The 25,397-nt window shown below is 71.8% G+C and carries 20 protein-coding genes and 1 riboswitch; of the genes, 9 read left to right on the top strand and 11 right to left on the bottom strand.

Features of this window, described 5'->3' with window-relative positions:
• Positions 1–133 precede the first annotated feature (133 nt).
• The 3 genes from ABD998_RS14415 to ABD998_RS14425 are packed head-to-tail and all read left to right on the top strand — an operon-like array spanning position 134 to position 3,547.
• On the top strand, positions 134–1,468 hold the full coding sequence (locus tag ABD998_RS14415) for an ABC transporter substrate-binding protein (RefSeq protein ID WP_345440507.1): 1,335 nt from the start codon (positions 134–136) through the stop codon (positions 1,466–1,468).
• Between the two features lie 10 nt (positions 1,469–1,478).
• Positions 1,479–2,612, top strand: a complete 1,134-nt coding sequence (locus ABD998_RS14420; protein ID WP_345440510.1) for a carbohydrate ABC transporter permease — start codon at positions 1,479–1,481, stop codon at positions 2,610–2,612.
• Positions 2,612–3,547 (top strand): carbohydrate ABC transporter permease, encoded by a 936-nt coding sequence (locus ABD998_RS14425; RefSeq protein ID WP_345440513.1) that lies wholly within the window; start codon positions 2,612–2,614, stop codon positions 3,545–3,547. Before ABD998_RS14420 ends, ABD998_RS14425 begins: the two co-directional genes overlap by 1 nt.
• Positions 3,548–3,596: 49 nt before the next feature.
• Here the strand turns inward: ABD998_RS14425 and ABD998_RS14430 are convergent, their stop codons facing one another.
• Both ABD998_RS14430 and ABD998_RS14435 read right to left on the bottom strand, forming a co-directional pair.
• Entirely contained in the window at positions 3,597–4,271 is a 675-nt protein-coding gene (locus ABD998_RS14430; RefSeq protein ID WP_345440516.1) for a DUF305 domain-containing protein, read from the bottom strand.
• 7 nt (positions 4,272–4,278) lie between these two features.
• Complete coding sequence (locus ABD998_RS14435; protein ID WP_345440519.1) at positions 4,279–4,992, bottom strand: DUF3105 domain-containing protein; 714 nt, start codon at positions 4,990–4,992, stop codon at positions 4,279–4,281.
• A 189-nt stretch (positions 4,993–5,181) separates the two neighbouring features.
• Here ABD998_RS14435 and ABD998_RS14440 point away from each other — a divergent pair, with 189 nt between their 5' ends.
• The 4 genes from ABD998_RS14440 (at position 5,182) to ABD998_RS14455 (ending at position 9,967) form a co-directional block, all read left to right on the top strand.
• The gene (locus ABD998_RS14440) at positions 5,182–6,543 is read left to right on the top strand and encodes a multidrug effflux MFS transporter (RefSeq protein WP_345440522.1); all 1,362 of its coding nucleotides are present in this window, start codon (positions 5,182–5,184) and stop codon (positions 6,541–6,543) included.
• Between the two features lie 36 nt (positions 6,544–6,579).
• Positions 6,580–7,212 (top strand): phosphatase PAP2 family protein, encoded by a 633-nt coding sequence (locus tag ABD998_RS14445; protein ID WP_345440525.1) that lies wholly within the window; start codon positions 6,580–6,582, stop codon positions 7,210–7,212.
• Between the two features lie 215 nt (positions 7,213–7,427).
• Complete coding sequence (locus ABD998_RS14450; RefSeq protein ID WP_345440528.1) at positions 7,428–9,359, top strand: helicase HerA-like domain-containing protein; 1,932 nt, start codon at positions 7,428–7,430, stop codon at positions 9,357–9,359.
• Between the two features lie 17 nt (positions 9,360–9,376).
• Complete coding sequence (locus tag ABD998_RS14455) at positions 9,377–9,967, top strand: hypothetical protein (RefSeq protein WP_345440530.1); 591 nt, start codon at positions 9,377–9,379, stop codon at positions 9,965–9,967.
• On the opposite strand, the gene ABD998_RS14460 is transcribed toward ABD998_RS14455, so the two are convergent.
• The 4 genes from ABD998_RS14460 to ABD998_RS14475 form a co-directional block, all read right to left on the bottom strand.
• Positions 9,954–10,937 carry a malate dehydrogenase gene (locus ABD998_RS14460; RefSeq protein WP_345440532.1) on the bottom strand — a complete coding sequence of 328 codons (984 nt, stop codon included), beginning with the start codon at positions 10,935–10,937 and terminating at the stop codon, positions 9,954–9,956. The two genes, ABD998_RS14455 and ABD998_RS14460, sit on opposite strands and share 14 nt — an antisense overlap.
• Positions 10,938–10,982: 45 nt before the next feature.
• On the bottom strand, positions 10,983–11,777 hold the full coding sequence (locus ABD998_RS14465; RefSeq protein ID WP_345440534.1) for an alpha/beta fold hydrolase: 795 nt from the start codon (positions 11,775–11,777) through the stop codon (positions 10,983–10,985).
• Positions 11,778–11,805: 28 nt separating this feature from the next.
• Positions 11,806–15,075 (bottom strand): sigma-70 family RNA polymerase sigma factor, encoded by a 3,270-nt coding sequence (locus tag ABD998_RS14470; protein WP_345440537.1) that lies wholly within the window; start codon positions 15,073–15,075, stop codon positions 11,806–11,808.
• A 345-nt stretch (positions 15,076–15,420) separates the two neighbouring features.
• Positions 15,421–16,587: an N-acetylglucosamine-6-phosphate deacetylase gene (locus ABD998_RS14475; RefSeq protein ID WP_345440540.1), complete on the bottom strand. Its 1,167-nt coding sequence runs from the start codon at positions 16,585–16,587 to the stop codon at positions 15,421–15,423.
• Between the two features lie 31 nt (positions 16,588–16,618).
• A riboswitch (ZMP/ZTP riboswitch) is annotated at positions 16,619–16,702 on the top strand.
• 34 nt (positions 16,703–16,736) lie between these two features.
• Here ABD998_RS14475 and glyA point away from each other — a divergent pair.
• Together glyA and ABD998_RS14485 are read left to right on the top strand one after the other, a co-directional pair.
• Entirely contained in the window at positions 16,737–18,035 is a 1,299-nt protein-coding gene (gene glyA / locus ABD998_RS14480; RefSeq protein ID WP_345440543.1) for a serine hydroxymethyltransferase, read from the top strand.
• A gap of 115 nt (positions 18,036–18,150) precedes the next feature.
• Entirely contained in the window at positions 18,151–19,032 is an 882-nt protein-coding gene (locus ABD998_RS14485) for a bifunctional methylenetetrahydrofolate dehydrogenase/methenyltetrahydrofolate cyclohydrolase (RefSeq protein WP_345440545.1), read from the top strand.
• A gap of 77 nt (positions 19,033–19,109) precedes the next feature.
• Here ABD998_RS14485 and ABD998_RS14490 read toward each other — a convergent pair whose 3' ends face one another.
• Genes ABD998_RS14490 through ABD998_RS14510 form a run of 5 tightly spaced genes read right to left on the bottom strand, consistent with a single transcriptional unit; the run spans position 19,110 to position 25,397 of the window.
• Positions 19,110–20,564, bottom strand: a complete 1,455-nt coding sequence (locus ABD998_RS14490; RefSeq protein WP_345440547.1) for a cellulase family glycosylhydrolase — start codon at positions 20,562–20,564, stop codon at positions 19,110–19,112.
• Between the two features lie 57 nt (positions 20,565–20,621).
• Complete coding sequence (locus ABD998_RS14495; RefSeq protein WP_345440550.1) at positions 20,622–22,244, bottom strand: FAD-dependent oxidoreductase; 1,623 nt, start codon at positions 22,242–22,244, stop codon at positions 20,622–20,624.
• Positions 22,241–23,287, bottom strand: coding sequence for a LacI family DNA-binding transcriptional regulator (locus ABD998_RS14500; RefSeq protein ID WP_345440553.1), 1,047 nt, complete (start codon positions 23,285–23,287; stop codon positions 22,241–22,243). The genes ABD998_RS14495 and ABD998_RS14500 overlap by 4 nt, the downstream gene beginning before the upstream one ends.
• Entirely contained in the window at positions 23,284–24,348 is a 1,065-nt protein-coding gene (locus ABD998_RS14505; RefSeq protein WP_345440556.1) for an ABC transporter ATP-binding protein, read from the bottom strand. Before ABD998_RS14505 ends, ABD998_RS14500 begins: the two co-directional genes overlap by 4 nt.
• On the bottom strand, positions 24,345–25,397 hold the full coding sequence (locus ABD998_RS14510) for an ABC transporter ATP-binding protein (RefSeq protein ID WP_345440559.1): 1,053 nt from the start codon (positions 25,395–25,397) through the stop codon (positions 24,345–24,347). Before ABD998_RS14510 ends, ABD998_RS14505 begins: the two co-directional genes overlap by 4 nt.

Consider the following 25,397-nt stretch of genomic DNA (forward strand, 5'->3'; position numbering starts at 1 on the left):
GTCCCGGGGCCTTCGTGCGTCTGCGGACGTTACGTCTCCGTGACTGTCAAGAGATTGTGGAAGCGCTCCTACGGCTCCTACGTTGGGGACGGTACCCGTTCCACGAAGACATGGCTCGAGATGGGAGCAGACGATGGAGACTGCAGGACGCAAGAGGATCCTCCTCGCGACAGCGGGGCTGGGGATCGCGGGGCTCGCGCTCGCGGGCTGCACGAGCGGCCCCGGCGCCTCGGACGGCGGCGGATCGGATGGCGGGGGAGACGGCGACACGCCCCAGGTGACGGTCTACGGCACGATCGTCGACGCCGAGGCCGAGCTCCTCGAGGAGTCGTGGGCCGACTGGGAGGAGGAGAACGGCATCGACATCGTGTACGAGGGCTCGCAGGAGTTCGAGGCGCAGATCGCGGTGCGCGCGCAGGGCGGCAACCCGCCCGACCTCGCGATCTTCCCGCAGCCGGGACTCCTCGCCGACATGGCGAGCCGCGGCTACCTCACGAAGGCGCCGGAGGGCGTCGTGTCGAACCTCCGCGACTACTGGGCGGAGGACTGGGAGACCTACGCGTCGGTCGACGGGACCGTCTACGGCGCACCGCTCATGGCGAACGTGAAGGGGTGGATCTGGTACCAGCCCGGCGTGTTCGAGGAGAACGGCTGGGAGGTGCCCACCGACTGGCAGGGGCTCCTCGACCTCACCGCGCAGATCCGCGAGGAGACCGGTGCGGCGCCGTGGTGCGCCGGCTTCGGATCCGACGCCGCGACCGGATGGCCGGGAACCGACTGGATCGAGGACCTCGTCCTCCGCCAGGCCGGCCCCGACGTGTACGACCAGTGGGTCGCCAACGACGTGCCCTTCACGGACCCGCAGATCACGGCGGCCTTCGACGCGACGGGACAGATCCTCCTCAACCCCGACTACGTGAACGCCGGGTTCGGCGACGTCGCCTCCATCGGGTCGACGCCGTTCGGCGACGTGGCGAACGCGCTCGTCTCGGGAGACTGCCTCCTCACGCACCAGGCGTCCTTCCTCGACGGATTCATCGTCGAGGCGGGCGGCGAGGTCGGCGAGGACGGCGACGTCTGGGCCTTCATGCTCCCGCCCGTGGAGGCCGGCTCCGGCCAGGTCATCACGGGCGGCGGCGAGATCGTCGGCGCGTTCAGCGACGACGAGAACGTCGTGAAGGTGCAGGAGTACCTGTCGAGCCCGGAGTGGGCGAACTCGCGCGTCGCGCTCGGCGGCGTCATCAGCGCCAACACGGGCCTCGACCCCGCCAACGCGCAGAGCCCCATCCTGCAGGCGGCGATCGAGATCCTGCAGGACGAGAACACGACGTTCCGCTTCGACGGCTCCGACCTCATGCCCTCCGCCGTGGGCGCCGGCACCTTCTGGACCGGCATGCGCGACTGGGTGAACGGCTCGTCGACCGACTCCGTGGTCGAGCAGATCGAATCGGGCTGGCCGGAGGAGTGACGGCCCGGCCATGAAAGCCTTCCTCGACTGGCTGAGCACCCTCTCGCCGTGGCTCGAGATCCCGATCATCATCGGGGTGTTCCTGCTCGCGGTGGGCGTGCTGCTCTTCTTCATCGAGATCGCGCCGCGCGCGGGCCGGATGTACACCGTCATCCGGCTCGCCGCGTGCGTTCTCTTCCCCCTCGCGATCCTGTGGATCCTCCAGTCGTACTGGTGGGCCATCCTCGCGGCGGGCGCGCTCGGCCTCCTCTTCTTCTGGCTCGACTACCGGTCGAAGCAGGGGGCGGGCTACCTCTTCCAGCTGGTCGGATTCCTCGCGCCCGCGCTCATCCTCCTGCTCATCGGACTCGTCTTCCCCGTCATCCAGACGTTCGGGCAGTCGATGTTCAACGCGGCGGGCAACCGCTTCGTGGGGCTGGACAACTTCATCTGGATCTTCACGCAGCCGCAGGGCATCCGCACGGTCGTCAACACGATCGTCTGGGTGCTCGTGGCGCCCGTGGTCTCGACCGTGATCGGCCTCGTGTACGCGTACTTCATCGACAAGACCCGCGGGGAGAAGATCTACAAGATCCTCGTGTTCCTGCCGATGGCGATCTCGTTCGTGGGGGCGTCGATCATCTGGCGCTTCATGTACACCGCCCGCCCGGCCGATGCCGAGCAGATCGGCTTCGTCAACCAGATCCTCGTCTGGCTGGGCGGCTCGCCCGTGCCGTTCCTGCAGGTGGAGCCGTGGAACACGCTGTTCCTCATCATCGTCTTCGTCTGGATCTACACGGGCTTCGCGATGGTCGTGCTCTCGGCGGCGATCAAGGGGGTCCCGGCCGAGCAGCTGGAGGCGGCGGAGCTCGACGGCGCGAACGCGTTCGAGCGGTTCATGAACGTCGTCGTGCCGGGCATCCGGGCGTCGATCGTCGTCGTGCTGACCACGATCGCCATCGCGTCGATGAAGATCTTCGACATCGTGCGCACGATGACGGCGGGCGCGAACAACACCTCGGTCCTCGCGAACGAGATGTACTCGCAGTTCCGCAGCTTCGAGGCCGGGCGGTCCGCGGCGTACGCCGTCGTGCTGTTCGTGCTCGTGCTGCCGCTCGTCATCTACAACGCCCGTCAGCTCAAGGCACAGAGGGAGGTGCGCTGATGACCGCGACGGAGCTCGTCACGACGGCAGGGAAGCCGTCGAGGAAGCGCGCGCTGAGCGACACCAAGCGCCGGCTCACCAACCCGTGGGCGACGGTCGCGGCCCTCGTGATCGCCGTGATCTGGACCATCCCGACGTTCGGCGTCTTCATCTCGTCGTTCCGTCCGCGCGTGGAGATCCAGACGACGGGATGGTGGACCGTCTTCGAGAACTGGGGCTGGACGTTCGACAACTACGTCGAGGCGCTCGGCACCTCGACGGGCGGCCTCACGATGCTGAGCGCGTTCGTGAACTCGTTCGCGATCACGCTGCCGGCGTCGATCATCCCGCTCATCATCGCGACGCTCGCGGCGTACGGCTTCGCGTGGATGGACTTCCGCGGCAAGAACGTGCTGTTCGTCCTCGTGTTCGCGCTGCAGATCGTCCCCATCCAGATGGCGTTCATCCCGCTCCTGCAGCTGTTCTCGCAGGGCACGCTGTTCGGCGTCGAGGTGATCCAGGCGGTGGGGTCGTCGGGCTACGCGCAGGTGTGGATCGCGCACACGATCTTCGGCCTGCCGCTCGCGATCTTCCTGCTGCACAACTTCATCGCCCAGATCCCCGCCGACGTGATCGAGGCGGCGAAGGTGGACGGCGCGGGGCACGGGCAGATCTTCTTCCGCATCGTGCTGCCGCTGTCGATGCCGGCGATCGCGTCGTTCGCCATCTTCCAGTTCCTCTGGGTGTGGAACGACCTGCTCGTCGCCCTCATCTTCGCGGACGGCAACGTGGCGCCCGTCACGAAGCTGCTCGCCCAGATGACGGGCTCGCGCGGTCAGGACTGGCACCTCCTCACGGCGGGCGCGTTCATCGCGATCATCGTTCCGCTGCTGGTGTTCCTCTTCCTGCAGCGCTACTTCGTGCGGGGCCTGCTCGCGGGCTCGGCGAAGGGCTGAGGCACGACGAAGGGCCCGCCGCGAGGCGGGCCCTTCGTCGTGTCCGGCGTCACGCAGAGCAGCCGAGGCGCTCCTGGATGTCCTGCATCGCCGCGATCTCCGCGGTCTGGTTCTGTCCCATGTGCCGCGCGGTGTCGATGACGCGCGGGTCGCTGCCGAGCTCGACGACGGCGTCCGTCATCTCGATGGCGCCGGCGTGGTGCCGGATCATGAGGTCGAGGAACAGGCAGTCCTGCGTGGTTCCGGACGCCTCCTGCAGCCGCGCCATCTCGTCGTCGTCCGCCATCCCCATGGCGGCCTCGAGCTCGGCCGTTGTCGCCTCGGCGCCCGCCCCGTGGTCGTGGCCCGTGCCCGACATCCACGACATGAGCGGATCTCCCGACTGCGGCAGGCCCCATCCCACGAGCCAGCCGTACATCTCGCCGCGCTGCCCCGCCTGGGCCGTCGCGATGTCGTAGGCGAGCACGCGCAGCTCCTCGTCGGCGGTCGAGCGGTACTCGATCATCGCCATCTCCACGGCCTGCGAGTGATGCACCTGCATGTCGCGGGCGAAGCCGGCGTCTGCCGCGTTCGGCCCGGCTGTCGCCCCCGTGGCCTCGGAGAGGAGGCCGAACGTCGAGAAGCGGCCGATGGCGAACGCGAGCGCGCCCACGAGCACGATCGCGACGACAGCGAGCAGCCAGGGGATGCCCGGGCGCCCTGGTCGCTCGACGGGGTCGCTCATGACGCCGTCAGGCGGTCTTGCCGGGGCCGTCGATGGCGCCCGTGCAGACGGCGTTCGGCTCCGGGACGTCCTGGTTGCGCCAGTACTCCTCGAAGAACTCGGGGATGCGCTCGTCGTCGACCGAGTCGAGCTTCAGCTGCGCGTTCCATGCGCTCACGGCGACCGCGGTGCCGAGGTCGGGGTAGGGCGAGAGGATGGCGTAGCTCGAGGGCAGGTAGCTCTCGAGCGTCGCGACGCCCTCCTCGTCCACGAGCTCGGGGTCGTAGGTGACCCACACGGCGCCGTGCTCCATCGAGTGGACGGCGTTCTCGTTCGTCTGCGGCTCGGTGTAGACGCCGCAGTTCAGCCAGTACGGGTTGTGGGGGCCGCCGGCAGGCGGGGTCTGCTCGTAGTCGACCGTCCCCTCGACGTGCGTGTTGGTGTTCGAGAACGTCTCGACGCCTTCGATCTCCACGCCGTCGCCGCCGGCCGTGTACGTCACGCGGTTCGACTGCGGCGTGAACACGATGGAGGCCACGATGGCGCCGACGACGGCCACCGCGGCGACCGAGCCGACCGTCCACCAGACGACCTTGCCGCGCTGGCGCTTCTGGAGCTGCCGCTGGTACTCGGCCAGCTTCTCCTGGCGCTTCGCCTCGCGCTGCTGCTTCACTGACTGGTTGATCTCGGCCTGCTTGGCGGGGTTGCCGCTCGACCGCTGGGGGCGCTTCTGCGTCGACACGCCTCGATCCTATGCGGGCGCATGGACGCCGTGCCTGGGAGAACCGCGCGACGATCCTGGCTTTCTCCCCTATGCATCGCCTGGCCGCGGGCCTAGGATCGGATGAGTCCCCATCGCCTGTCGAGGAAGCGGTGTCCGGGACCTCTTTCTTTTCTCCCCCCCCATCTGCGAAAGCGCCGACGCCTCACGATGACCCACGACGAGCACGACTCCGCCCACCCCCGTACCGGGATCATCCCCACCGCGACGGGCGTCATCCCCGTCCCCACGGGGTCGTTCCGCCTCCCGGACGCTGCGCGCGCCGCGGCGGGCGAGCTGCCGCCCACGCATCGGGGCGATGCCCTCTCGAGCCGTCGGCGCCTCATCTACGTGCTGCTGCTCGGCGCGCTCACGGCGCTCGGGCCGTTCACGATCGACCTCTACCTGCCGGCGTTCCCCCTGCTCGAGCGCGACTTCGACACGACGAGCGCGGCCATCCAGCTCACCCTGACGGGGACCATGATCGGGTTCGCGCTCGGCCAGCTCGTCGTGGGGCCGCTGAGCGACAAGGTCGGCCGGCGCGTCCCCCTGCTCGTCGTGACGGCGCTGCACGTCATCGCGAGCATGGCGGCCGCGTTCGCGCCGTCGCTCGCCCTGCTGGGCGCTGCGCGCGTGCTCATGGGGGTGGGCGCGGCGGCGGGCGGCGTCGTCGCGATGGCGATGGTGCGCGACCTGTTCGGCGGTCGGCGCCTCGTCGTGATGCTCTCGCGGCTCGCGCTCGTGACAGGCGTCGCGCCGGTCGCGGCGCCGCTCATCGGCTCGGCGCTGCTCGCCGTCATCCCGTGGCGGGGCATCTTCATCGTGCTGGCCGCGTACGGCGTCGTGATGCTCGTCTGCGCGATCCTCGCGCTTCCCGAGACGCGCCCCGCGGCGGATCGGACGTCGCACGAGACCGTGTCGGTGCTGCACCGCTACCGGGTCGTCCTCACGGACCGCGTCTTCCTGGGCGTGCTCGTCATCGGCGCCATGACGTTCTCGGGGCTGTTCTCCTACCTCTCCGCGTCGTCGTTCCTCTTCCAGGAGACCTACGGCTTCACGCAGGTGCAGTACGGCCTGCTGTTCGCGGCGAACTCGATCGGGCTCGTCATCGGGAACCAGATCGCCGCGCGGCTGGCGGCACGGTTCGGACCGCAGTGGGTGCTGGCCTGGTCGACCGCTTCGCTGCTGGTGTCGGCCACGGCGATCATCGTGTGCGACCAGCTCGGCCTCGGCGTCTGGGGCATCGTCGTCCCCCTGTTCGTCTTCATGTCGACGTGCGGTTTCACCTTCCCGTGCGCGCAGGTGCTCGCGCTCGACCGGCATCCCGAGGCGGCGGGAACGGCGGCGTCGATCCTCGGGGCGACCAACAACGGCATCGCCGGCGTGATCTCGCCCGTCGTCGGGCTCATCTCGGCGGCGTCGGGGATCACGGGCACGACGATGGCGGTCGTCATGGTCGGCTGCGCGGCGATCGCGGTGCTGTCGCTGTGGGTGGTCGTGCGACCGCGCTCGCTCGGGCAGCTGGCCGATTGAGCGGTCGCTTCGGTGCGCAGCGGGCACAATGAGGCGATGAGGCTGTCGCGCAGAGCAGAGGGATGGTGGGGGCTCGGGCTGCTCGTCGCGGCGGCGGCCCTCGGCTACGCGACGATGCTCCACGGCATCCCGTTCGCGATCGACACGTGGTGGGCCGGTGTGCTCGCCGATCCGCCGCCGGGCGCGCGACTGGCGTTCTCGCTCCTGCTCGACGAGGTCGGCGGCGGCTGGTGGGCCATCCTCGTCGTGCCGCTCGCCGCGGCCGCAGTGCTGCTCATCCGGCGTCGGCGGGCGGGTGCCCTGTACTTCGCGCTCGCCACGGCGGCGAGCGCAGCGCTCGTGCAGCTGCTCAAGGCGCTGTTCGGGCGGGAGCGACCGGAGGACATCCTCGTCATCGTCGACGAGGGCTCGTTCCCGTCGGGGCACGTCGCGAACGCCGCGACGGTCGTCTTCGCGCTGTGGATGATCGTCGACCGGTGGTGGATGGCCGCCATCGCGGTCGTCTGGACGCTGTCGATGGCCTTCGCCCGCACCTACCTCTCCGCGCACTGGGCGAGCGACACCCTCGGCGGCGCCCTCATCGGCGTGGGGGTCGCGCTCGTGCTCGCCGCGCTGCTGCACGCACCGCTCGACGCGGAGGAGCAGCGGCTCCGCGCCCTGCGGGGGTGAGGCCCGCGGGCGGGCGCGCGCCGAGGTCGGCGGAGGGCATGGGTCCGGGGGCGCGGCGGCGCCGGCCCGGCAGTCCGGTGCGGACACGGCGCAGGAGATCCGGCGTCGCGGGGCGGCGACGCCCGCGGGGTGCCGGCATGGTCGGGCGGGGCACGGCCCGGATCTCCTGCATCGTGTCCGGCGGATCGGCGCCGCACCCTGGCTAGGCTGTGCCCATGAGTGCCGAGAACGCGCCCGACGCCGCTGCCGCCGAACTCGAGAGACTCCGTGCCGAGGCCGCCGTGGCGGATGCCGCGTTGAAAGCGGCGGAGGCCCGAGCCGCGCTCGCGGCGGCGGAGGCCGCGGCAGCGAACGCGGCCCGCGCCGGCACGCCCGCAGCTCCGTCGGGCTCCTCGTCCTCCGTGCCGGCGCCACCCGAGCCCGCCTCCTCGGAGCAGCCATCCCAGCCCGCGCCCGCCGAGCGCGCGTCCGCCTCCTCGTCTTCCGCGCCGACGCCATCCGATCCGCGAGCCTCCGAGCCGGCGCCGTCCGAGGGCCCGCTCGACGACGCCGAGGTGCAGCGCATCCGCGACGGGTACGCGTTCGCGGGGGAGACGCTCGACCTCGGGGCGCTCGTGAACGGGGAGCCGCGGGCCGATGTCCAGGTGCGCATCCCGCTGCCGATGCTGAACCGCCACGGGCTCGTCGCGGGGGCGACGGGCACGGGAAAGACGCGCACGCTGCAGGGACTGGCCGAGCAGCTCGCCGCGAAGGGCGTACCCGTGTTCGCCGCCGACATCAAGGGCGACCTCACGGGGATGGCGTCGCCGGGCGCCTCGAGCGACAAGCTGCTCGCCCGCACGAAGGCGATCGGGCAGGAGTGGGAGCCCGAGGCGGCCGCCGTGGAGTACTTCGCGCTCGGCGGTCTCGGAACGGGCGTTCCCGTACGGGCCACGGTGACGGGCTTCGGGCCGCTGCTGCTGTCGAAGGTGCTCGGGCTCAACGACACCCAGGAGTCGAGCCTCGGGCTCGTGTTCCACTACGCCGACGAGAAGGGGCTTCCGCTCGTCGACCTCGCCGACCTCCGCGCCGTCCTGCAGTACCTGACGAGCGACGAGGGAAAGGGCGAGCTGAAGGGCATCGGCGGCATCTCGGCGGCGACCGCCGGGGTGATCCTGCGCGAGCTCGTCGCGTTCGCGGAGGGCGGCGCCGACGTCTTCTTCGGCGAACCCGAGTTCGACGTGCAGGACTTCCTCCGGACGGCTCCGGATGGCCGCGGCATCGTCTCGCTGCTCGAGGTGCCGGGCGTCGTGGACCGCCCGCAGCTGTTCTCGACGTTCCTCATGTACCTGCTGGCCGAGCTGTTCGAGCTGCTGCCCGAGGTGGGCGACGCCGACAAGCCGAAGCTCGTGTTCTTCTTCGACGAAGCGCACCTGCTGTTCCGCGACGTCTCGAAGGACTTCCTCGCGGCGATCACCCAGACCGTGCGGCTCATCCGGTCGAAGGGGGTCGGCGTCTTCTTCGTGACGCAGACCCCGAAGGATGTGCACGGCGACGTGCTCGGGCAGCTCGGCTCGCGCGTGCAGCACGCGCTGCGCGCGTTCACGCCCGACGACGCGAAGGCGCTGCGCGCGACGGTCGGCACCTATCCGACCTCGGGATACGAGCTCGAGCGCGTGCTGCAGGAGCTCGGCACGGGCGAGGCGATCGTCACCGTGATGAGCGAGAAGGGCGCGCCGACGCCGGTCGCGTGGACGCGGATGCGGGCTCCGCAGGGGCTCATGGACGCGTCGCCCGCTGCGACGGTCGAGGCGGCCGTGGCCGCTTCCCCGCTGCTCGCCGCCTACGGCGAGCGGGTCGATCGGGAGTCGGCCTACGAGATGCTCACCGCGAAGATGAACGCCGCCTCCGCGGCGGCCGAGGCGGAGGAGGCGGCGCTCGAGAAGGCCAGGACCGATGCGGAGTACGAGAAGCAGCGGGCCGCGATCGAGAAGAAGGCGCAGAAGGAGTACGACCGGCTGCTGAAGGCGACGACGGGGCGCTCGACGACGAAGCGACAGACGCGCACGAGCACGGACCGCGTCGTGGAGCGCGTCGTCGGGTCCGCCGCCACCACGCTCGTCAACAGCGTCATCCGGGGGCTGTTCGGCACAGGGCGGCGGCGCTGACGGCGGATGGCGGCCGCGTGGCGGCGAGCCACCCAGTCGCTCCGGGGTGGGAGGAGACGGCCGACGGCGCGCAGGCCCGCTTCGCGGCCATCCCCCTGCGGATGCGCACCCTCGTCGCGCTCATCCTCGTGACGGTGCTGGCCGGCGGCATCGGAGCGGCCCTGCTCGTCATCGCGCTCGACGGCGTGCTGCTGCGGGCGGGCGCGCGGGTCACGGTGATCGCCGTCGGGGTGCTCATCGCGCTTCCGGCCTACGCGGTCCTGCGGGCGTCGTTGCGGCGCCGGACGGTGACGTGCCGGATCGCGATGGCGAGAGAGGGGCTCATCCTCGAAGCGGGGGCCATGACGCTCCGGATGGCGTACGCGGACGTCGACGAGATCGTGTGGCGTCCGTCGTCGGATTACGCGCGAGTCGAGGTGCGCGGCGCCGGCGTCGACGTCTCGCTGCTCGTCGGGCTCGCAAGACCCCTCGCGGGCCGGTCGGCCACCCTTCCGGGATTGGCCGGGCGGCTGCCTCGGCTGCTCGAGCGCGCAGGGCTGAGTCTCGTGCGCTCACGTCGCGGCGACGTGTCGCGGTTCGTGCGCAGCGCTGCTGTCAACGCGGGATGAGCCCGAGCTCGCGGACGGCCTCACGCTCGGCTGCGAGCTCCGCGACCGACGCATCGATGCGCGACCGCGAGAAGCCGTCGATCGCGAGGTCGGGGACGATCGCCCAGCGGCCATCCGACGTCGTCACGGGGAACGACGACACGAGTCCCTCGGGGACGCCGTAGGAGCCGTCCGACACGACCGCCATCGAGGTCCAGTCGTGCGGACCGGTTCCGTTCAGCCAGTCGCGCGCGGCGTCGATCGTCGCGCTCGCGGCGGAGGCGGCCGAGGAGGAGCCTCGCGCCTGGATGACCGCGGTCCCGCGGTTCGCGACCGTGGGGAGGAAGTCGTCCTCGACCCAGGCGCGGTCGACGAGGTCGCGGGCGGGGCGGCCGTCGACGAGGGCGTGCGAGAGGTCGGCGTACTGCGTCGCGGAGTGATTGCCCCAGATCGCGAGGCGCGTGATGGCGCGGACGGGCGAACCGGTCTTCTGCGCGAGCTGGGCGACGGCGCGGTTGTGATCGAGCCGCGTGAGCGCGCTGAAGCGGTCGGCGGGGACGTCCGGCGCGTTCTGCTGGGTGATGAGCGCGTTCGTGTTCGCGGGGTTGCCCGTCACGAGCACGCGGACGGCGTCGCCCGCCGCATCGTTCAGCGCGCGGCCCTGGGCGGTGAAGATGGCGCCGTTGGCGGAGAGCAGGTCCGCGCGCGTCATGCCGGCCGTGCGGGGCCGGGCGCCGACGAGGAGCGCGAGGTCGGCGCCGTCGAACGCGACGCGCGGGTCGTCGGTGAGGGCGAGACCCGCGAGCTGCGGGAAGGCGCCGTCGACGAGCTCCATGGCGACCCCTTCGGCCTTCTCGAGAGCCGGCGTCACCTCGAGGAGGCGCAGATCGACGTCGCGCGGGCCGAGCGCGCCTGCGGCGAGTCGGAAGAGCAGGCTGTAGCCGATCTGGCCGGCGGCACCCGTGACGGCGATGCGGAGCGGAGCGGTCATGTCGCCGACGCTATCGCGGATGGCGCGGGCGGGGGAGGTGACGCGTCAGCTCGGGAGGCCGCGGCGCAGGAACCGGTCGGCGATCTGCAGGCCGAGGCCGCCATCCAGCACGATGCCGTGGCGGGCCCCCTTGACGATCGTCAGCCGCGCGGTCGGGATGTGCTCGTCGAGGATGCGCGCGTTGTCGACCGGGGTGAGCTCGTCGTGCTCCCCGTGCAGGACGAGCGTCGGCGCGGAGATGCGCGACAGGTCCGCGAGGGAGTCGTGGTGCCGGCTCGCGCGATGGTGCCGAGCGAGCGCCGTGCGGTCGCGCCCCACGGCGAGCAGCCGGACGAGGTCGCGACCCGACTCGTCCCAGAACACGCTCGCGACCACCTCGGGGTCGGGGGAGCGAATGGCGCGGTCGACCTCATCGGTCCGGCGCGTCCCGTGCGCGTCGCCGGCCGAGGTCGACGCGAGCACGAGCCGTCTGACACGGTCGGGATGATCGGCCGCGAGCCACTGCGCCACGCGACCGCCCATCGAGTGGCCCAGCACGTCGGCGCGTTCGACTGCGGCGTCGTCGAGGATGCGCACGATGTCGTCGGCGAACAGGCGCGTCGTGAAGCGATCGGCGTCGCCGAGCTCGCTGTCGCCGATGCCGCGGTGGTCGAACACGATCACACGGCGCCCCGGCAGCAGCATCGGACCGGCGATCTGCCATGACCGGTGGTCGACCGCCTGACCCGCGATGAGGATCAGCGGATGGCCCTCGCCGGCGCTCCAGTACGCGAGCCGGATGCCGTCGGCCGCGATCGCATCACGGCGCACCCATTCGGGCCCGTACGGGTGTTCGGTCACGAAAGGCGAGCGTAGCCATGCGTCGCGGCTATCCGAAAACAATCGGACCCACGAGCTCGGGCCAGACGTCGAACATCAGAAGCGGCGAAGCCTCGCTGCCGGCAAGCGGGGCTCCGAAGTGCGCGAAGTCGTATCGAACCTCGACGATATCGTCGAACAAGTCATAGTCGTGGACGAGAGCCAGCCGACCCCGTGTGAAGGTGAGCTCCGAGCGACCGTCCTCATCGAAAACGCCGTCGGCTGCGAGTTCGCCCTTGTAGAAAAGCGAGACATGCGCGCCGGGCTTTCCCCCCACCGGCAGGGTGATCGTGACGTTGTCGCCTTCAGACGAGGACGCGGCGGCAGGGGAGATCGGTGATATTTCAACAGGCGTGACCGCGGGGATCAGACCATCTACTCCGAGCTCGGTCAGATGCGCGGATGCGGAGAGTCCCCACACCGACGACTCCTCGTACTCGGCTGCTATGACTGAGTCGATCGCGAGCTCCAACTCGTCAGGCGCCAACACGGGGGCGTACGCCAGCTCGCCCGACCCGCTGTCGTCGAGCGTCACGTGAATCGATGTCCCTCCGTCGACGGATGCCCTGACAAGCGCACCTGGTTCGCCGTGAACGGGGATGAGGACAGTGAACGACTGCTCGTTAGCGTCCCGCGTGGCTTGACCGAGAACAAGATCCTCGTCGAGCAGCGACTGCAGCCCGAGATCGGCAACTGAGAGCGTGCGTTCGTCTCCCACCGCATGGGGAGCCGTGTACGCGACGGTCAGCATGAGTCCCGAGCGCACTTCGGTCTCGGACAGGACGAGTGTCGAGAGGGCCTCGCCGTCGTCGCCTAGGGTTACCACGCTCTCGACGACGCTCTCTTCAGGAGAGATGAGAACGATGGCGCCCGGCTCACCTGAAATGCGCAAGTTCGCGGACTTCGTAGCGCCGTCGATTGACAATGGGTCGACGTCGACATGGATATCGGCATCGATCGCGACGTCATCGATGTCGATGAGCGCACCCAGCGTCGTCGTGGCATCCAGTTCGCTCAGACCCTCGCCGGTGTACGCGACGCGGATCGGCAGGTCCGCGACGGCCTGGCCCGCGCCGAGGGAGAACTCGAGTTCGCCGCTTCCGTTGCCGCGCAGCTCGACCGCATCCGCGGGAGCGGCGCTGTCGCCGACATAGACCGCGACGTCGTACTTGCGTTCTCCGCGCACCTCGATCTCGACCCGTCCGGCGTTCTTGTCGAGGACCGTTCCCCCTTCCACGCTGAGCGATGCGATCGGGGCAGGGGTCTCGATGGGCGGAGTGACCGTCGGGGTCGGCGTCGGCGTGACTGTCGGGGTCGGCGTCGGGGTCGGCTCCGGCGTCGTGGTGATCGTCGGCTCCGGCATCGGCGTGAGCGTCGCCGTCGGGCTCGGCTCCGGCGTGACCGTCGCCGTCGGGCTCGGCTCCGCCGTCGCGGTCGGGCTCGGCTTCGGGGTGGGCGCGACCGCCGCGAGCAGCGGATCCCGCACTCCGGCCGCCGACAGCGTGAACCTTAGCGCGTCGCCCTCGACCTCGGTGTAGGAGACGACGACGTCCACATCCTCGGCCACCTGCGCGGCAGTCAGCTCCACCTGCAGCTCGGCGAGACCGTCATCCGAGAACGACGCCGTGCCGAGCGAACCCGACAGCGTCGTGAAGAACGACATCATCCGCGCCGACGACACCGTCGACACGGGCGACGCCTCGCCCGTCGCGACCGTCACCGTCTCGTCGGGCTCGCCCGACAGCTCCAGCGACACGATCCGCCGCGCGGCATCGACGACGGACGCGTCCTCGAGCGCGATCGGCGCAGCCGCAGCCTCGGACGGCGCGGGCGACTCGGAAGGGGATGGCGACGGCGATGCCGACGGAGTCGGCGCGGGCGACGGAGAGGCCGTGGGCGAGGCCGTCGGCACGGGATCGGGCACGACGGGGGCGGCGGGCTCGGTCGGAGTCGGCTCAGCGGTCGGCTCGGAAGTCGGCGCCGCCGTCGGCGCGGCGGGCGGCACGGGCGCCAGCGTCGGCGAGGCCGACGGGCTGGCGGAGGGCGTCGCCGACGGCGTCGCACTCGGCTCGGGCGTCGCGATCGGGGGCTCGACGACCTCCTCCGCTTCGGTCATGAGCTCGTCCGACGCCTCGATCGACGCATCCTGCTGCGCCGGGTCGTCGAACGACGATGCGGCCTCGCTCGCCGAGCCTCCGAAGCCGCCCGTCAGCGTCGCGGCCAGCACAGCTCCGGCCACGGCGGCCGCCGCGACACCGGCCCCGACGATCCCGCCGATGGTCCACGCAGGGTTCGTCGCGGCACCGCCGCCGCCCGATCCCGATGCGGCGCCCGCGCCCGCGAGCGCCTTCGCCGCGCCATCCGCTCCGGCCGCGCCCACGACTCCGCCCGCGCCGACAGCGCCGCCTGCCACCACGACGGCGCCCTCGTATACCGACGACGGCATGGCCGCAAGGGCGATGTACGCCGCCTCGTCCCGCTGCAGCGAGGCGAGATACGACGTCGCACCTGCGGCGCCCATCGCGAGCGGCAGCAGCACGAGCGCGAGCCGGCTGCCGACCTCCTTCGCCTCCGACGCGACGATCGCGCATCGCGCGCACTCCGCGAGATGGGCGTCCATCTTCGCCCTGTCTCGTGCGCCGAGGTTGCCGCGGGTATGCGCTCCGAGACGCTCGATCGTCCAGGCGTGCTCTGACCCGGCGTCGACGGAGGCGATGTGCGCCTGGATCCACGCCTCCCGCAGGCCTTCGCGCGCCCGGAACGCGAGCTGCGACACGGCGGCCGCCTTCATCCCGAGCAGCGGCGCGATCTCGCCCGGTTTCATCTGCTCGATCTCGGTGTACCAGAGCACCTCCTGCCACCTCGTCGGCAGGCTGCGGAACGCGCTGTGCGTGAGGCTCCGGTCGAGTGCCTCGTCGGTCGCCGCCTCGGTCGACTCCGGATCCTCGACCTCGTCGAGGAAGTCGCTCGTCGCGGCCGACGGCGCGCGCCCCCACGACGCCGCGATGTTGCGGATGGTCGTGAAGAGATATGCGCGGAACGATCCCGTCGGGCCGTTGCCGCGCTGGATCGACTGCAGGATCTTCGCGTACGCCTCCTGCACGAGGTCGTCGGAGTCGATGCTCGACGTGATCGACCGTGCGGCGACGATCCCCGAACGGTAGTGACGGCGCCACAGCTCCCCGTACGCCTGCTGGTCGCCCGAGCGCGACCTCAGCACGAGGTCGGCGTCCGGGGTCGCCGAGCCCTCGGCGTCGGGGATGGTGTCGTCAGTCGTCATTCGCGGGTCGTGTCCGGTCGTCAGGCATGCCGATCACCGCTTCGGTTCGCGGTGGCCGCTGGCAGGCCCGCGTTCGGGTTCGCAGGCCTCCGGACATCTTCCTCCGGATCGTCCGCCACCGCCACCCCCGGGCGCGATCTCACGGCGTATTCCCCTGGACGGGGGCCGTTTTCGACCATCCTCGAGATTTTTCCGGAACCCGCGTAATGAAACCGCCCGTACCCCGTCTCATGGGGTGTAGGAGACGCCGACCCGGCAGCTGGGGAGCGCGGGGCGGTCTCCTGGGGGACTCGTCGCGTACGCGGCGCAGGGGCTCGGACGACTCGGGGGAGGGGTCCGAGCCCCTTACTCGTCCCCCGCCGTCCACACGTGCGCGATCTCGAGCCCGGATGTCCACAGCACGAGATCGGCGCGCGCCGCCACGCGCAGCGTCCCGATCTCCCCGGCCATCCCCAGCACGCCGGCCGGCGTCGACGTGGCCGCGCGCAGCGCCTCCCCGATCGGGACGCCGAGCCCCGCGATCCGCCGCACGGCCGCGTCCTGCGTGAGCGTCGACCCGGCGATCGTGTCGGTCCCCGCGACGCGCGCCACGCCGTCCGTCACCATGACGTCGAGATCGCCCAGCCGGAAGTCGCCGTCGGCCATGCCCGTCGCCGCCATCGCATCCGTGACGAGCGCGATGCGTCCCGGTGCCGACCGGAGCAGCATCCGCATCACCTCGTCGGCGACGTGCACGCCGTCGGCGATGAGCTCGAGCACGACGCGATCGTCGTCGATCGCGACCGGCACGGGCCCGGGCGCGCGGTGGTGGATGCCCGGCATGGCGTTGAAGGCGTGCGTGAGGAGCGTCGCCCCCGCCTCGACCGCCTGCCGGGTCGTCGCGGCGTCGGCGTCGGTATGGCCGATCGCGGCGACGATCCCCGATTCCGTCAGGCGCCGGATCGCCGCCATCGCGCCGGGGAGCTCCGGCGCGATCGTCACCTGCCGGATGGTCTGGCGTCCGTCCACGACGCCGGCGTCGAGCACGCGCGCGACGGCATCCTCCGACGGGGCGACGAGCAGCGCCGGATCGTGCGCACCGTGGTGGCCCGGATCGAGGAACGGCCCCTCCAGGTGGCTGCCGAGCACGCCGGCGTCCTCCCGCGTGAGCCGTGCGACGGCGCCGACGCGTTCGACGAGCGCATCGATCGAGGCCGTCACGAGCGAGACCACGGCGCTCGTCGTGCCGTGCGCCCTGTGCAGCGACCTCGTCGTGCGGATGGCCGTCGCCCCGTCGTCGACGGCCGCGCCCGCCCCGCCGTGGACGTGGAGGTCGACGAGCCCCGGCGACAGCAGGGCGCCATCGCCCGCGAGCTCCCGCAGGTCGTGCACGACATCGCCCGCCTGCGCGGCGGCACGCCATCCTTCGCCGTCCCCCGTCGCGACGATCCTGCCGTGTTCCGCGCGCAGCCATCCGCCGCGCACGGCACGTCCGTCTGTCACGAGCATCGCGGAGTGGAGCAGCAGACCCATGTCGAGAACACTCCCACATCGCGCGCTATGCTGTTCGCGTCGCGACTGGCGTTGAGGTGGTGTACCACCGGGAAGCGACCGAGACGGCATTCGACCGCACGCCTGGGCCGATGCGATGACCCCTTTTCGCCTGTCGTCTGGAGATCGTCATGACCGATCCGCTGTTCAACGCCCCCCTCGCCGAGGTCGACCCCGAGATCGCCCAGGTGCTCCAGCGCGAGCTCGACCGCCAGCGCGGCTTCCTCGAGATGATCGCGTCGGAGAACTTCGTGCCCGTCTCGGTCCTGCAGTCGCAGGGATCGGTGCTGACGAACAAGTACGCCGAGGGCTACCCCGGCCGTCGCTACTACGGCGGCTGCGAGGAGGTCGACGTCGCGGAGGAGCTCGCCATCGAGCGCGCGAAGTCGCTCTTCGGCGCCGCGTTCGCGAACGTGCAGCCCCATTCGGGCGCCACCGCGAACGCGGCCGTGCTGCACGCCATCGCCCGTCCCGGCGACACGATCCTCGGGCTGTCGCTCGACCACGGCGGCCACCTCACGCACGGCATGAAGATCAACTTCTCCGGTCGGCTCTACGACATCGTCGCGTACGGCGTCGACCCCGAGACGTCGCTCGTGGACATGGACGAGGTGCGTCGGCTCGCCATCGAGCACAAGCCGAAGGTCATCATCGCCGGCTGGTCGGCCTACCCTCGCCAGCTCGACTTCGCCGCGTTCCGCGCCATCGCCGACGAGGTGGGCGCGTACCTGTGGGTCGACATGGCGCACTTCGCGGGCCTCGTCGCCGCCGGTGTGCACCCCAGCCCCGTCCCGCACGCGCACGTCGTCTCGTCGACCGTGCACAAGACGATCGGCGGCCCGCGTTCGGGCTTCATCCTCACGAACGACGCCGACCTCGCGAAGAAGATCAACACGGCCGTCTTCCCCGGTCAGCAGGGCGGCCCCCTCATGCACGTCATCGCCGCCAAGGCGACGGCGTTCAAGCTCGCGGCGAGCCCCGCGTTCAAGGACCGCCAGGAGCGCACCGTCCGCGGCGCGGCCATCCTCGCCGACCGCCTCGCCCAGCAGGACGTCAAGGACGCCGGCATCGCAGTGCGCTCGGGCGGCACCGATGTGCACCTCGTGCTCGTCGACCTGCGCGACGCGGCGATCAACGGCAAGGAGGCGGAGGACCTCCTCCACGACATCCGCATCACGGTCAACCGCAACGCGGTCCCGAACGACCCGCGCCCTCCGATGGTGACGTCGGGTCTGCGCATCGGCACGCCCGCCCTCGCGACGCGCGGCTTCGGCGACGCGGAGTTCACAGAGGTGGCCGACATCATCGCGCTCGCGCTCATCCCCGGCGCCGACGTCGCGGCGCTCCGCGACCGCGTCGCCGCGCTCGCCGACGCCTTCCCGCTCTACCCGGGCCTCGAGCAGGCCGGCCAGGGCTACGCGGGCGTCTGACCCACTGCACGTCCTGCCGAGACCGGCCCCGGTCGCCGGGACCCGCGCTGTCCGCGCGGTCTCGTCGACGCAGGCCGGTCTCGGCGGAACCCGACCGAGGAATGAGGGAACCCGGATGACCGCGCAGATCCTCGACGGCAAGGCCGCGTCGGCCGCCATCAAGGCGGAGCTCGCCGACCGCGTCGCCGCGCTGAAGGAGAAGGGCGTCACGCCCGGCATCGCGACCGTGCTCGTCGGCGCCGACCCGGCGTCGCAGCTGTACGTCGGCATGAAGCACAAGCAGTCCGTCGCGATCGGGATGAACTCGATCCAGCGCGAGCTGCCGGCCGACGCCACGCAGGCCGAGGTCGAGGCGCTCATCGACGAGCTCAACGCCGACGAGACGTGCCACGGCTACATCGTGCAGCTGCCGCTGCCGAAGCACCTCGACACCGACGCGATCCTGGAGCGGATCGACCCCGCGAAGGACGCCGACGGCCTGCACCCGACGAACCTCGGGCGGCTCGTGCTGAACGTCAACGCGCCCATCGCGACGCCGCTGCCGTGCACGCCGCGGGGCGTCATCGAGCTGCTCGTCCGGGGCGGCTACGACCTCGGCGGCAAGCACGTCGTCGTGGTCGGCCGCGGCGTGACGATCGGCCGTCCGATGGGTCTGCTGCTCACGCGGCGCGACGTCAATGCGACGGTGACGCAGGTGCACACCGGCACTCCCGACATGGCGCCCTACCTGCGCCAGGCCGACGTCATCGTGGCGGGCGCAGGCGTCAAGCACCTCATCCGCGCCGCCGACGTCAAGCCCGGCGCCGCCGTGCTCGACGTGGGCGTGACGCGCGAGACCGACGCCGAGACGGGCAGGTCGAAGGTCTACGGAGACGTGCACCCCGACGTCGCGGAGGTCGCGGGCTTCGTCTCGCCGAACCCCGGCGGCGTCGGGCCCATGACGGTCGCCCTCCTCATGACGAACGTCGTGGAGGCGGCGGAGCGCTCGGTCGCCTGAGGCGGGGCCCGCGGTCCCGGACCGCCGCGGGGATCCGCGTCGGCCCGGGACCCGGCGTCACGGACGTCCGCCAGCGGTCATCCGTGCACCGCCAGCTCGTAGACGCGGGCGATCTCCGGCTCGGTCGTCGACGCCGAGGGGTCGGTCGCGACCAGACGCACCGCGTCGACGCCGTCGACCCCGACGGTCACCTCCCGCACGCTCTGGGCGTTGCCCGTGACGTCGGCCGCCTGCTGCCAGCCCGTCGCGGTCCGCACGTCGACCGTGAAGTCGACGAGCACGACGCCGCTTCCGCCCCCGTAGCCGCTGTAGACGGTGATCGACGAGACGTGCTGCGCCTGGTCGAGGACGACGGTGGCCGTCGGCGTCGCGTCTCCGACCGCCGAGAGCCAGCGGCCGGCATCCGTGCAGTCGCCGTCGACGAGGTTGTCCCCGCCGTACGCGGACGAGTACGTCGACGACACCGTGACGGCCGCACCGACGGCGTCGTGGGAGGCGCACGGCGAGACGCTCGGCAGGCCTCCGAGCCAGTCCTTCACGAACTGCCCCTGGTGCTCGCCACCGAGGACGTTCCAGTCGTAGTCGAACATCTGCGGCTTCCAGAAGTTGTCGAGGATCCACGCCTGCCAGCCGATCCACGGGCGCTCGTCCATGTAGGCGCGGAACGGCACACCCCAGTTCGTCGTCGTGCCGGCGGTGATGCTGTCGGAGAACTCCCCGGGCGGGTTCCAGCCGAACTCGGTCACGACCACCGGGAGCTGCTCGGCGGCGTCGCCGAACTTGCCGTCCAGCAGCGCCGTCGTCGGCGCGCCCTGGTTGGGGTAGAGGTGGTAGACGTACGCGACGTTGTCGTCGACGATCGGATCGCTCACGGCCCCGTTCAGCATCGTGCTCCACTGCGGGGAGCCCATCAGCAGCAGCGTGTCGGGGGCCGTCTCGCGGATGGCGTCCACGACCGGCTGGATGTACGACTTCCAGGTCGTCCAGCTCGCAGGGTTGATGGGCTCGTTGAACACCTCGAACACGACGTTCGTCGTGCCGCCGTAGCGCGGGGCGATGTACTCCCAGAACCGCTGCACGGTCGAGCGAGGCACGGCGCCCGTGCCGTCGCCGTAGTCGCGCACGAGATGCAGGTCGATGATGAGGTAGACCCCGAGATCGACGGCCTGCTCGACGTACGGCGCGATGTACTGCGCGTCGTAGGCGGCGAGATCGGTCGTGGCCGAGATCTCCGTGACTGGCAGTCGCACGATCCTCGAGCCCCACTCCGCGGCGAGGTCGATCATCTCGGAGGTTGGGCGGGCATCGCAGTAGTCGCAGACGTCGTTCTGCTCGGGCGCGAGCACCGACACCCCGCGCAGCGCGACGTCGGCGCCTGCCTCGTCGACGACGCGGTTGCCCTGCACGGAGAGGGCGGGCGCCGAACCGTCGGCCGCCGCCGCACCGGGTGCCGCCGTCGCGAGCGCGGCGGTCACCGCGAGCGCGGCCAGGAGAGCGCCTGCGCGTCTGCGCAGGCCGGGGGGATGAGACATGATCGTTCTCCTTCCGGGATACGGCGCCGGCCTCGTCGCCGGCGCCGGGTGCGGCCCTCAGCGGGCCGCGACGACTTCGCCTTCGGCGGGTCGCGGCTTCCAGTGGTGCGTGCGCACCTCCTCAGGCCATCTCAGGGCGATGCCGAGCGGTCCGGTCAGCACCCGGCGCAGCTCGTCGAGGAGGTCGCCGCGCGCCCGCACGGCGCGCGGCGGCACCCGGTTGCCCAGCGACACCGCGGCGAGGGCGCCGACGGCCTCGCCGATCGACCACTCGACGGGGTGCAGGCGGTAGCAGCCGTTCGTGATGTGCGTCGAGCCGATGTTCTTCGCCGCGGGCAGCAGGTTCTCCATCCGCACCGGCAGCAGGGCGCCGAGGGGGATCTGGAACGGGTACGACTCGATGTCGACGTACGTGCGGCCGGCGGTGGACGGATGGAGGTCGATCCGGTAGTGCCCGAGGCCGACGCTGTCGTCGAAGACCGCGCTGCCGGTCCCGGCGCCCCGCGCCTCGACGCCGACGTGCTGCTCGAGCACCCGGAACTCGGTCAGCGCCCGACGCGACTCGCGGATGTACACGCGCTTCGCGAAGCCGTCGGCGGTGCCGGTGACGTCGCCGCGCAGCCGGAGCCCCGGGTAGCCGGAGCCGCCGTCCTCGCGCGGGGCCTCGGTCTGCATCCAGTACAGGAACGACTCCGACAGCTCGCGGCTCGCGGCGAGCGCGCGGGCGGCCGCGTCCGGCTCGACGCCGAGGACAGGCGCCTCCCAGTAGTCGATCTGCGGCCAGTTGACGAGGGTGACGTCGTCGATGCCGCCGGTGAAGCTCGACGCCGCGAGCACCCGGCGGTACCGCCACAGGTCGAACGGCACGTCGGGCGTGTCGACGCTCTGGAACAGGGGCCGCGTGCGCACCCGCAGGCCGATCGGCTCGATGTCGGTCCACGACAACTGCGGGCCTGGCCAGAACGGGTCGACGTGCGTGCGCCAGTGCTCGTACCGTGCGGGACGGTCGCCCACGTGATCCTCACCCGCCCGGTGCTCGAGCGCGAAGCACCACGACACCGCCTGCTGGTCGAGCGGGTCGGCGATCGCGGGCGCATGGAGCTCGCCGGTGTCGTCCGCCCCCTCGGCGCCGATGACGTGCTCGGCGCCCGCGAGGGCGAGCAGCTCCCCCGTCTCGGTCGCGTCGACCACGAGCGGCGCGCTGAGGGTCAGCTCGCGACCGCGAGGATCGCGGACCACGACGGCGGCGACGCGGTCGCCGGTGACCTCGGCGGCGACAGGCGCGTGCTCGAGCAGCACCTCGAGCCGCCCGCTCGCCCGCCAGGGGGCGAGCATCTCGGCGATGACGGCCTCGGTCACGCGGGGCTCGTGGCAGATCCGGCTGACGATGCCCCTGCCGGGGTTCAGCAGGGGGTCCGCCGCCGCCTCCGCGGTGAGCGGGTAGTTGCGCCGGTAGTAATCGCGCACGCGCCGCCGCAGCTCCGCGTATCCGCGCGAGGTCGACGGCTGCTCGATCCAGGCGTGCTCGTCGGGCGGCACCGCCTGGGAGGTGAGCTGACCGCCCAGCCAGTCCGACTCCTCGGTCATCACCACGCGCAGGCCCAGTGTGACCGCGGTCAGCGCGGCGGCCACGCCGCCGACCCCGCCCCCGACGACGAGCAGGTCGATCTGCCGCGTCATCGCCGGTCCTCCCGCACCCCGGCGACGGTCTCCCCCGGCATCGCCTCGCATGCCACGTACGTGCTCTCGCGCGGCGCCGCGGGGTCGGACACCATGTCGATGAGCCGCTCGACGGCGATGCGCCCGATCTCCTGCCGCGGGATGCGCAGGTCGTCCCATCCGACGTCGGCGGCCGAGGTGTCCTCGAGGACGGCGACCGAGACGTCCTCGGGGATGCGGACGCCCCGGTCGGTGAGCCGCGCCCTCAGCTCGGCCGCGACCCGCTCGCTCTCGGCGACCGCGGCGGTGCACGTACCGTCGGCGAGGGCCGACACCACCTCGTCCGGAACCCCCGCTGTGCCCGAGACGAAGCCCGGCGAGCGGTCGACGACGCCCAGCCGGGTGACCGCGTCCGCGTAGCCGGCGCGGCGGTCCTCGTACGGCTCGACGTCGATCGAGTCGCGCAGGTACGCCAGTCGGCGGTGCCCGAGGCCGTGCAGGCGCTCCACGATGCCCGCGGCGGCCCCCGAGTAGTCCGGGATGACGCACGGGATGGGCGCGCCGGGCACGTCGCGGCGTCCGATGTGGATGAAGGGGTACCCCTCGTGCCACAGCCGCGCGAGCTCGGCGCGGTCGGGCGAGACGCCCAGCAGCACGCTCCCGTCGGCGATCCGCAGCCGGTTGGTCTCGTCGCGGTAGATGCGCCGCCCGCCCGCGCCGTCTCCGGTCGAGCTGAAGAGCACGAGGTCGTGGCCGGTCTCCTCGGCGCGCTGCTCGATCCCGAGGAGGAACTCGACGTAGAAGCCCTCGCGCGCGTTCGGGAACAGCGGCTCGAACGTGTGCACGCCCAGCAGCCGCGTGCGGGCGCCGCGCAGGTTGCGGGCGACCGGGTTGGGCACGTACCCGAGCTCCGCGATGGCGTCGTGGATGCGCCGGCGCGTCTCCGCGGGGATGCGCGCCGCGTCGCCGCTGATGACGCGCGACACCGCGGACTGCGAGACGCCGGCGATCCGGGCGACGTCGGACTGCCGCGCGGAGCGGGGACGGGGGGAGGGGGCGGTCACGGGATCTCCTCGGTCAGGGTGCGGGACACCAGTCGGGTCATGGACGCGCTCGCGAGCTCGTCGCCGCGCCCGGCCTCGTGCAGCCAGCAGTCGGCGCCGTGCCCCGGCCCGACCTCGGCGCGCGGCGGCCGGGTGGTGCGGCACCGCTCCATCGCGAACGGGCAGCGCGGGTGGAAGCGGCATCCGCTCGGCGGGTCGATGAGGCTGGGCGGCTCGCCCAGCTCCTCGGCCGACCCGAAGACGTCGTCGCGGTCGAGCGCGACGTCGCGGTGCGGGTCGGGGGAGGACTCGATGAGCAGCTTCGTGTACGGATGCCGGGGGTTCGAGATGACGGCCTCCTTCGGGCCGCTCTCGACGACGCGTCCGGCGTACATCACGACGATGTCGTCGCACAGGTAGCGGGCGCTGGCGATGTCGTGGGTGATGTAGAGCAGGGCGAGCCCGTCCTCGCGACGCAGCCGGTCGAGCAGGTTCAGCATCTCGAGGCGGATCGACACGTCGAGCATCGAGATCGGCTCGTCGCCGAGCAGCACGCGGGGCTCCACGGCGAGGGCGCGGGCGATGACGACGCGCTGCCGCTGCCCGCCGGAGAGCTCGTGTGGGAACTTCCGCAGGTAGTCGTCGGCGGGGGTGAGGGAAACCCGCTCGAGCAGCTCGCGCGCCCGCGCGAGCCGCTCGGCGCGCGAGAGGCCGCGGTGGTGCAGCCGGATGGCGCGGTCGATGTTGTGCCGCACCCGGTGGAGCGGGTTGAGAGAGCCGAACGGGTCCTGGAAGATCAGCTGCACCGCCTTGCGGTAGGCCAGCTCCTCCCCGCCGCGCGGACGCCCCACCAGACGCCCCTCGAGGCGGATGGCCCCCTCCGTGGGCTCGTAGAAGCGCGCCAGCAGCCGCGCGAGCGTCGTCTTCCCGCTGCCGCTCTCGCCGACGACCGCGGTGACGCGGCCGGGGTGCAGGCGCAGCGTGACGTCCTCGACGGCGCGGACGGTGGCCGTCGATCCGACGCCGGACGTCACAGCGAAGTGCTTGGTGACGTCGACGGCCTCGAGCACGGGCTCGCTCATGACGGTGCCTCCTCGGAATCGCGCAGATCGGGGTCGTGCAGATGGCAGGCGACGGCACGGTGCCCGTGCGCGGAGAGCGGCGGGAGCTCGTGCCGGCAGCGGTCGAAGGCGTGCGGGCACCGCGCCGCGAACGGGCACCCCGGCGGCAGCGCCTTCAGGTCGGGCGGCGTGCCGGGGATGCCCTCCAGGCGCTCGACCGGCGCGTGCAGCGGCGGGAACGAGTCGCGGAGTCCCCGGGTGTAGGGGTGGAGCGGCGAGCGGTAGATCTCGTGCGACGCCGCGAGCTCGACGATCCGGCCCGCGTACATCACCGCGATGCGGTCGGCGAGCTCGAGCAGCAGCGACAGGTCGTGCGTGACGAAGACGACGGCGAACCCCAGCTCGCGCCGCAGCCGCAGCACCTGGGCGAGGATCTGCCGCTGCATGACGACGTCGACGGCCGTGGTCGGCTCGTCCATCACGACCAGCTCCGGGCGGCAGGCGAGGGCGAGCGCGATCGTGGCGCGCTGCCGCATCCCGCCGGAGAGCTCATGGGGGAAGCCGCGCGCGCGGTCGGCCGAGATGCCCACGAGCCCGAGCAGCCGGCGCGCCTCGTCCCACGCCTGCGCGCGGCTCATCGACCGGTCGTGGGTGCGCAGGACGTCGACGAACTGCGCGCCGACGCGCGCGACGGGGTTGAGCGCGTCCATCGCGCTCTGCAGCACGATCGACAGCCGCGTCCAGCGCAGCGCCCGCAGGCGCCGGCCCGAGAGAGCGACGAGGTCGATCGGGGCGCCGCCCTCGCGCGGGTGGTAGAGCACGCGTCCGGCCGCCGTGACCGCGGGCGGCCGCTGCAGCCGCGTGAGCGCCGTGATGAGCGTCGACTTGCCCGACCCGGACTCGCCCACGACGCCGAGGATCTCCCCGCGGCGCAGTGTGAACGAGACGTCGGTGCAGGCGCGGACGGGGTCGCCGGCGCCGGCGTACTCGACCGTGAGCCCCTCGACAGCGAGGAGCACGTCGGCGTCGCCGGCCGCCGTGGGCGCGCCGGCCTCCTGGACCATCGTCAT

The organism is Microbacterium gilvum (assembly GCF_039543865.1).
Lineage (GTDB): Bacteria > Actinomycetota > Actinomycetes > Actinomycetales > Microbacteriaceae > Microbacterium > Microbacterium gilvum.

Bases quoted from the DNA above. Each gene is read 5' to 3' on its own strand.
- ABD998_RS14495 (WP_345440550.1), bottom strand. From the start codon at position 22,244: ATGACGCGGCAGATCGACCTGCTCGTCGTCGGGGGCGGGGTCGGCGGC.
- ABD998_RS14430 (WP_345440516.1), bottom strand. From the start codon at position 4,271: ATGAGCGACCCCGTCGAGCGACCAGGGCGCCCGGGCATCCCCTGGCTG.
- ABD998_RS14470 (WP_345440537.1), bottom strand. From the start codon at position 15,075: ATGACGACTGACGACACCATCCCCGACGCCGAGGGCTCGGCGACCCCG.
- ABD998_RS14510 (WP_345440559.1), bottom strand. From the start codon at position 25,397: ATGACGATGGTCCAGGAGGCCGGCGCGCCCACGGCGGCCGGCGACGCC.
- ABD998_RS14460 (WP_345440532.1), bottom strand. From the start codon at position 10,937: ATGACCGCTCCGCTCCGCATCGCCGTCACGGGTGCCGCCGGCCAGATC.
- ABD998_RS14475 (WP_345440540.1), bottom strand. From the start codon at position 16,587: ATGGGTCTGCTGCTCCACTCCGCGATGCTCGTGACAGACGGACGTGCC.
- ABD998_RS14420 (WP_345440510.1), top strand. From the start codon at position 1,479: ATGAAAGCCTTCCTCGACTGGCTGAGCACCCTCTCGCCGTGGCTCGAG.
- ABD998_RS14450 (WP_345440528.1), top strand. From the start codon at position 7,428: ATGAGTGCCGAGAACGCGCCCGACGCCGCTGCCGCCGAACTCGAGAGA.
- ABD998_RS14505 (WP_345440556.1), bottom strand. From the start codon at position 24,348: ATGAGCGAGCCCGTGCTCGAGGCCGTCGACGTCACCAAGCACTTCGCT.
- ABD998_RS14490 (WP_345440547.1), bottom strand. From the start codon at position 20,564: ATGTCTCATCCCCCCGGCCTGCGCAGACGCGCAGGCGCTCTCCTGGCC.
- ABD998_RS14425 (WP_345440513.1), top strand. From the start codon at position 2,612: ATGACCGCGACGGAGCTCGTCACGACGGCAGGGAAGCCGTCGAGGAAG.
- ABD998_RS14445 (WP_345440525.1), top strand. From the start codon at position 6,580: ATGAGGCTGTCGCGCAGAGCAGAGGGATGGTGGGGGCTCGGGCTGCTC.
- glyA (WP_345440543.1), top strand. From the start codon at position 16,737: ATGACCGATCCGCTGTTCAACGCCCCCCTCGCCGAGGTCGACCCCGAG.
- ABD998_RS14415 (WP_345440507.1), top strand. From the start codon at position 134: ATGGAGACTGCAGGACGCAAGAGGATCCTCCTCGCGACAGCGGGGCTG.
- ABD998_RS14440 (WP_345440522.1), top strand. From the start codon at position 5,182: ATGACCCACGACGAGCACGACTCCGCCCACCCCCGTACCGGGATCATC.
- ABD998_RS14485 (WP_345440545.1), top strand. From the start codon at position 18,151: ATGACCGCGCAGATCCTCGACGGCAAGGCCGCGTCGGCCGCCATCAAG.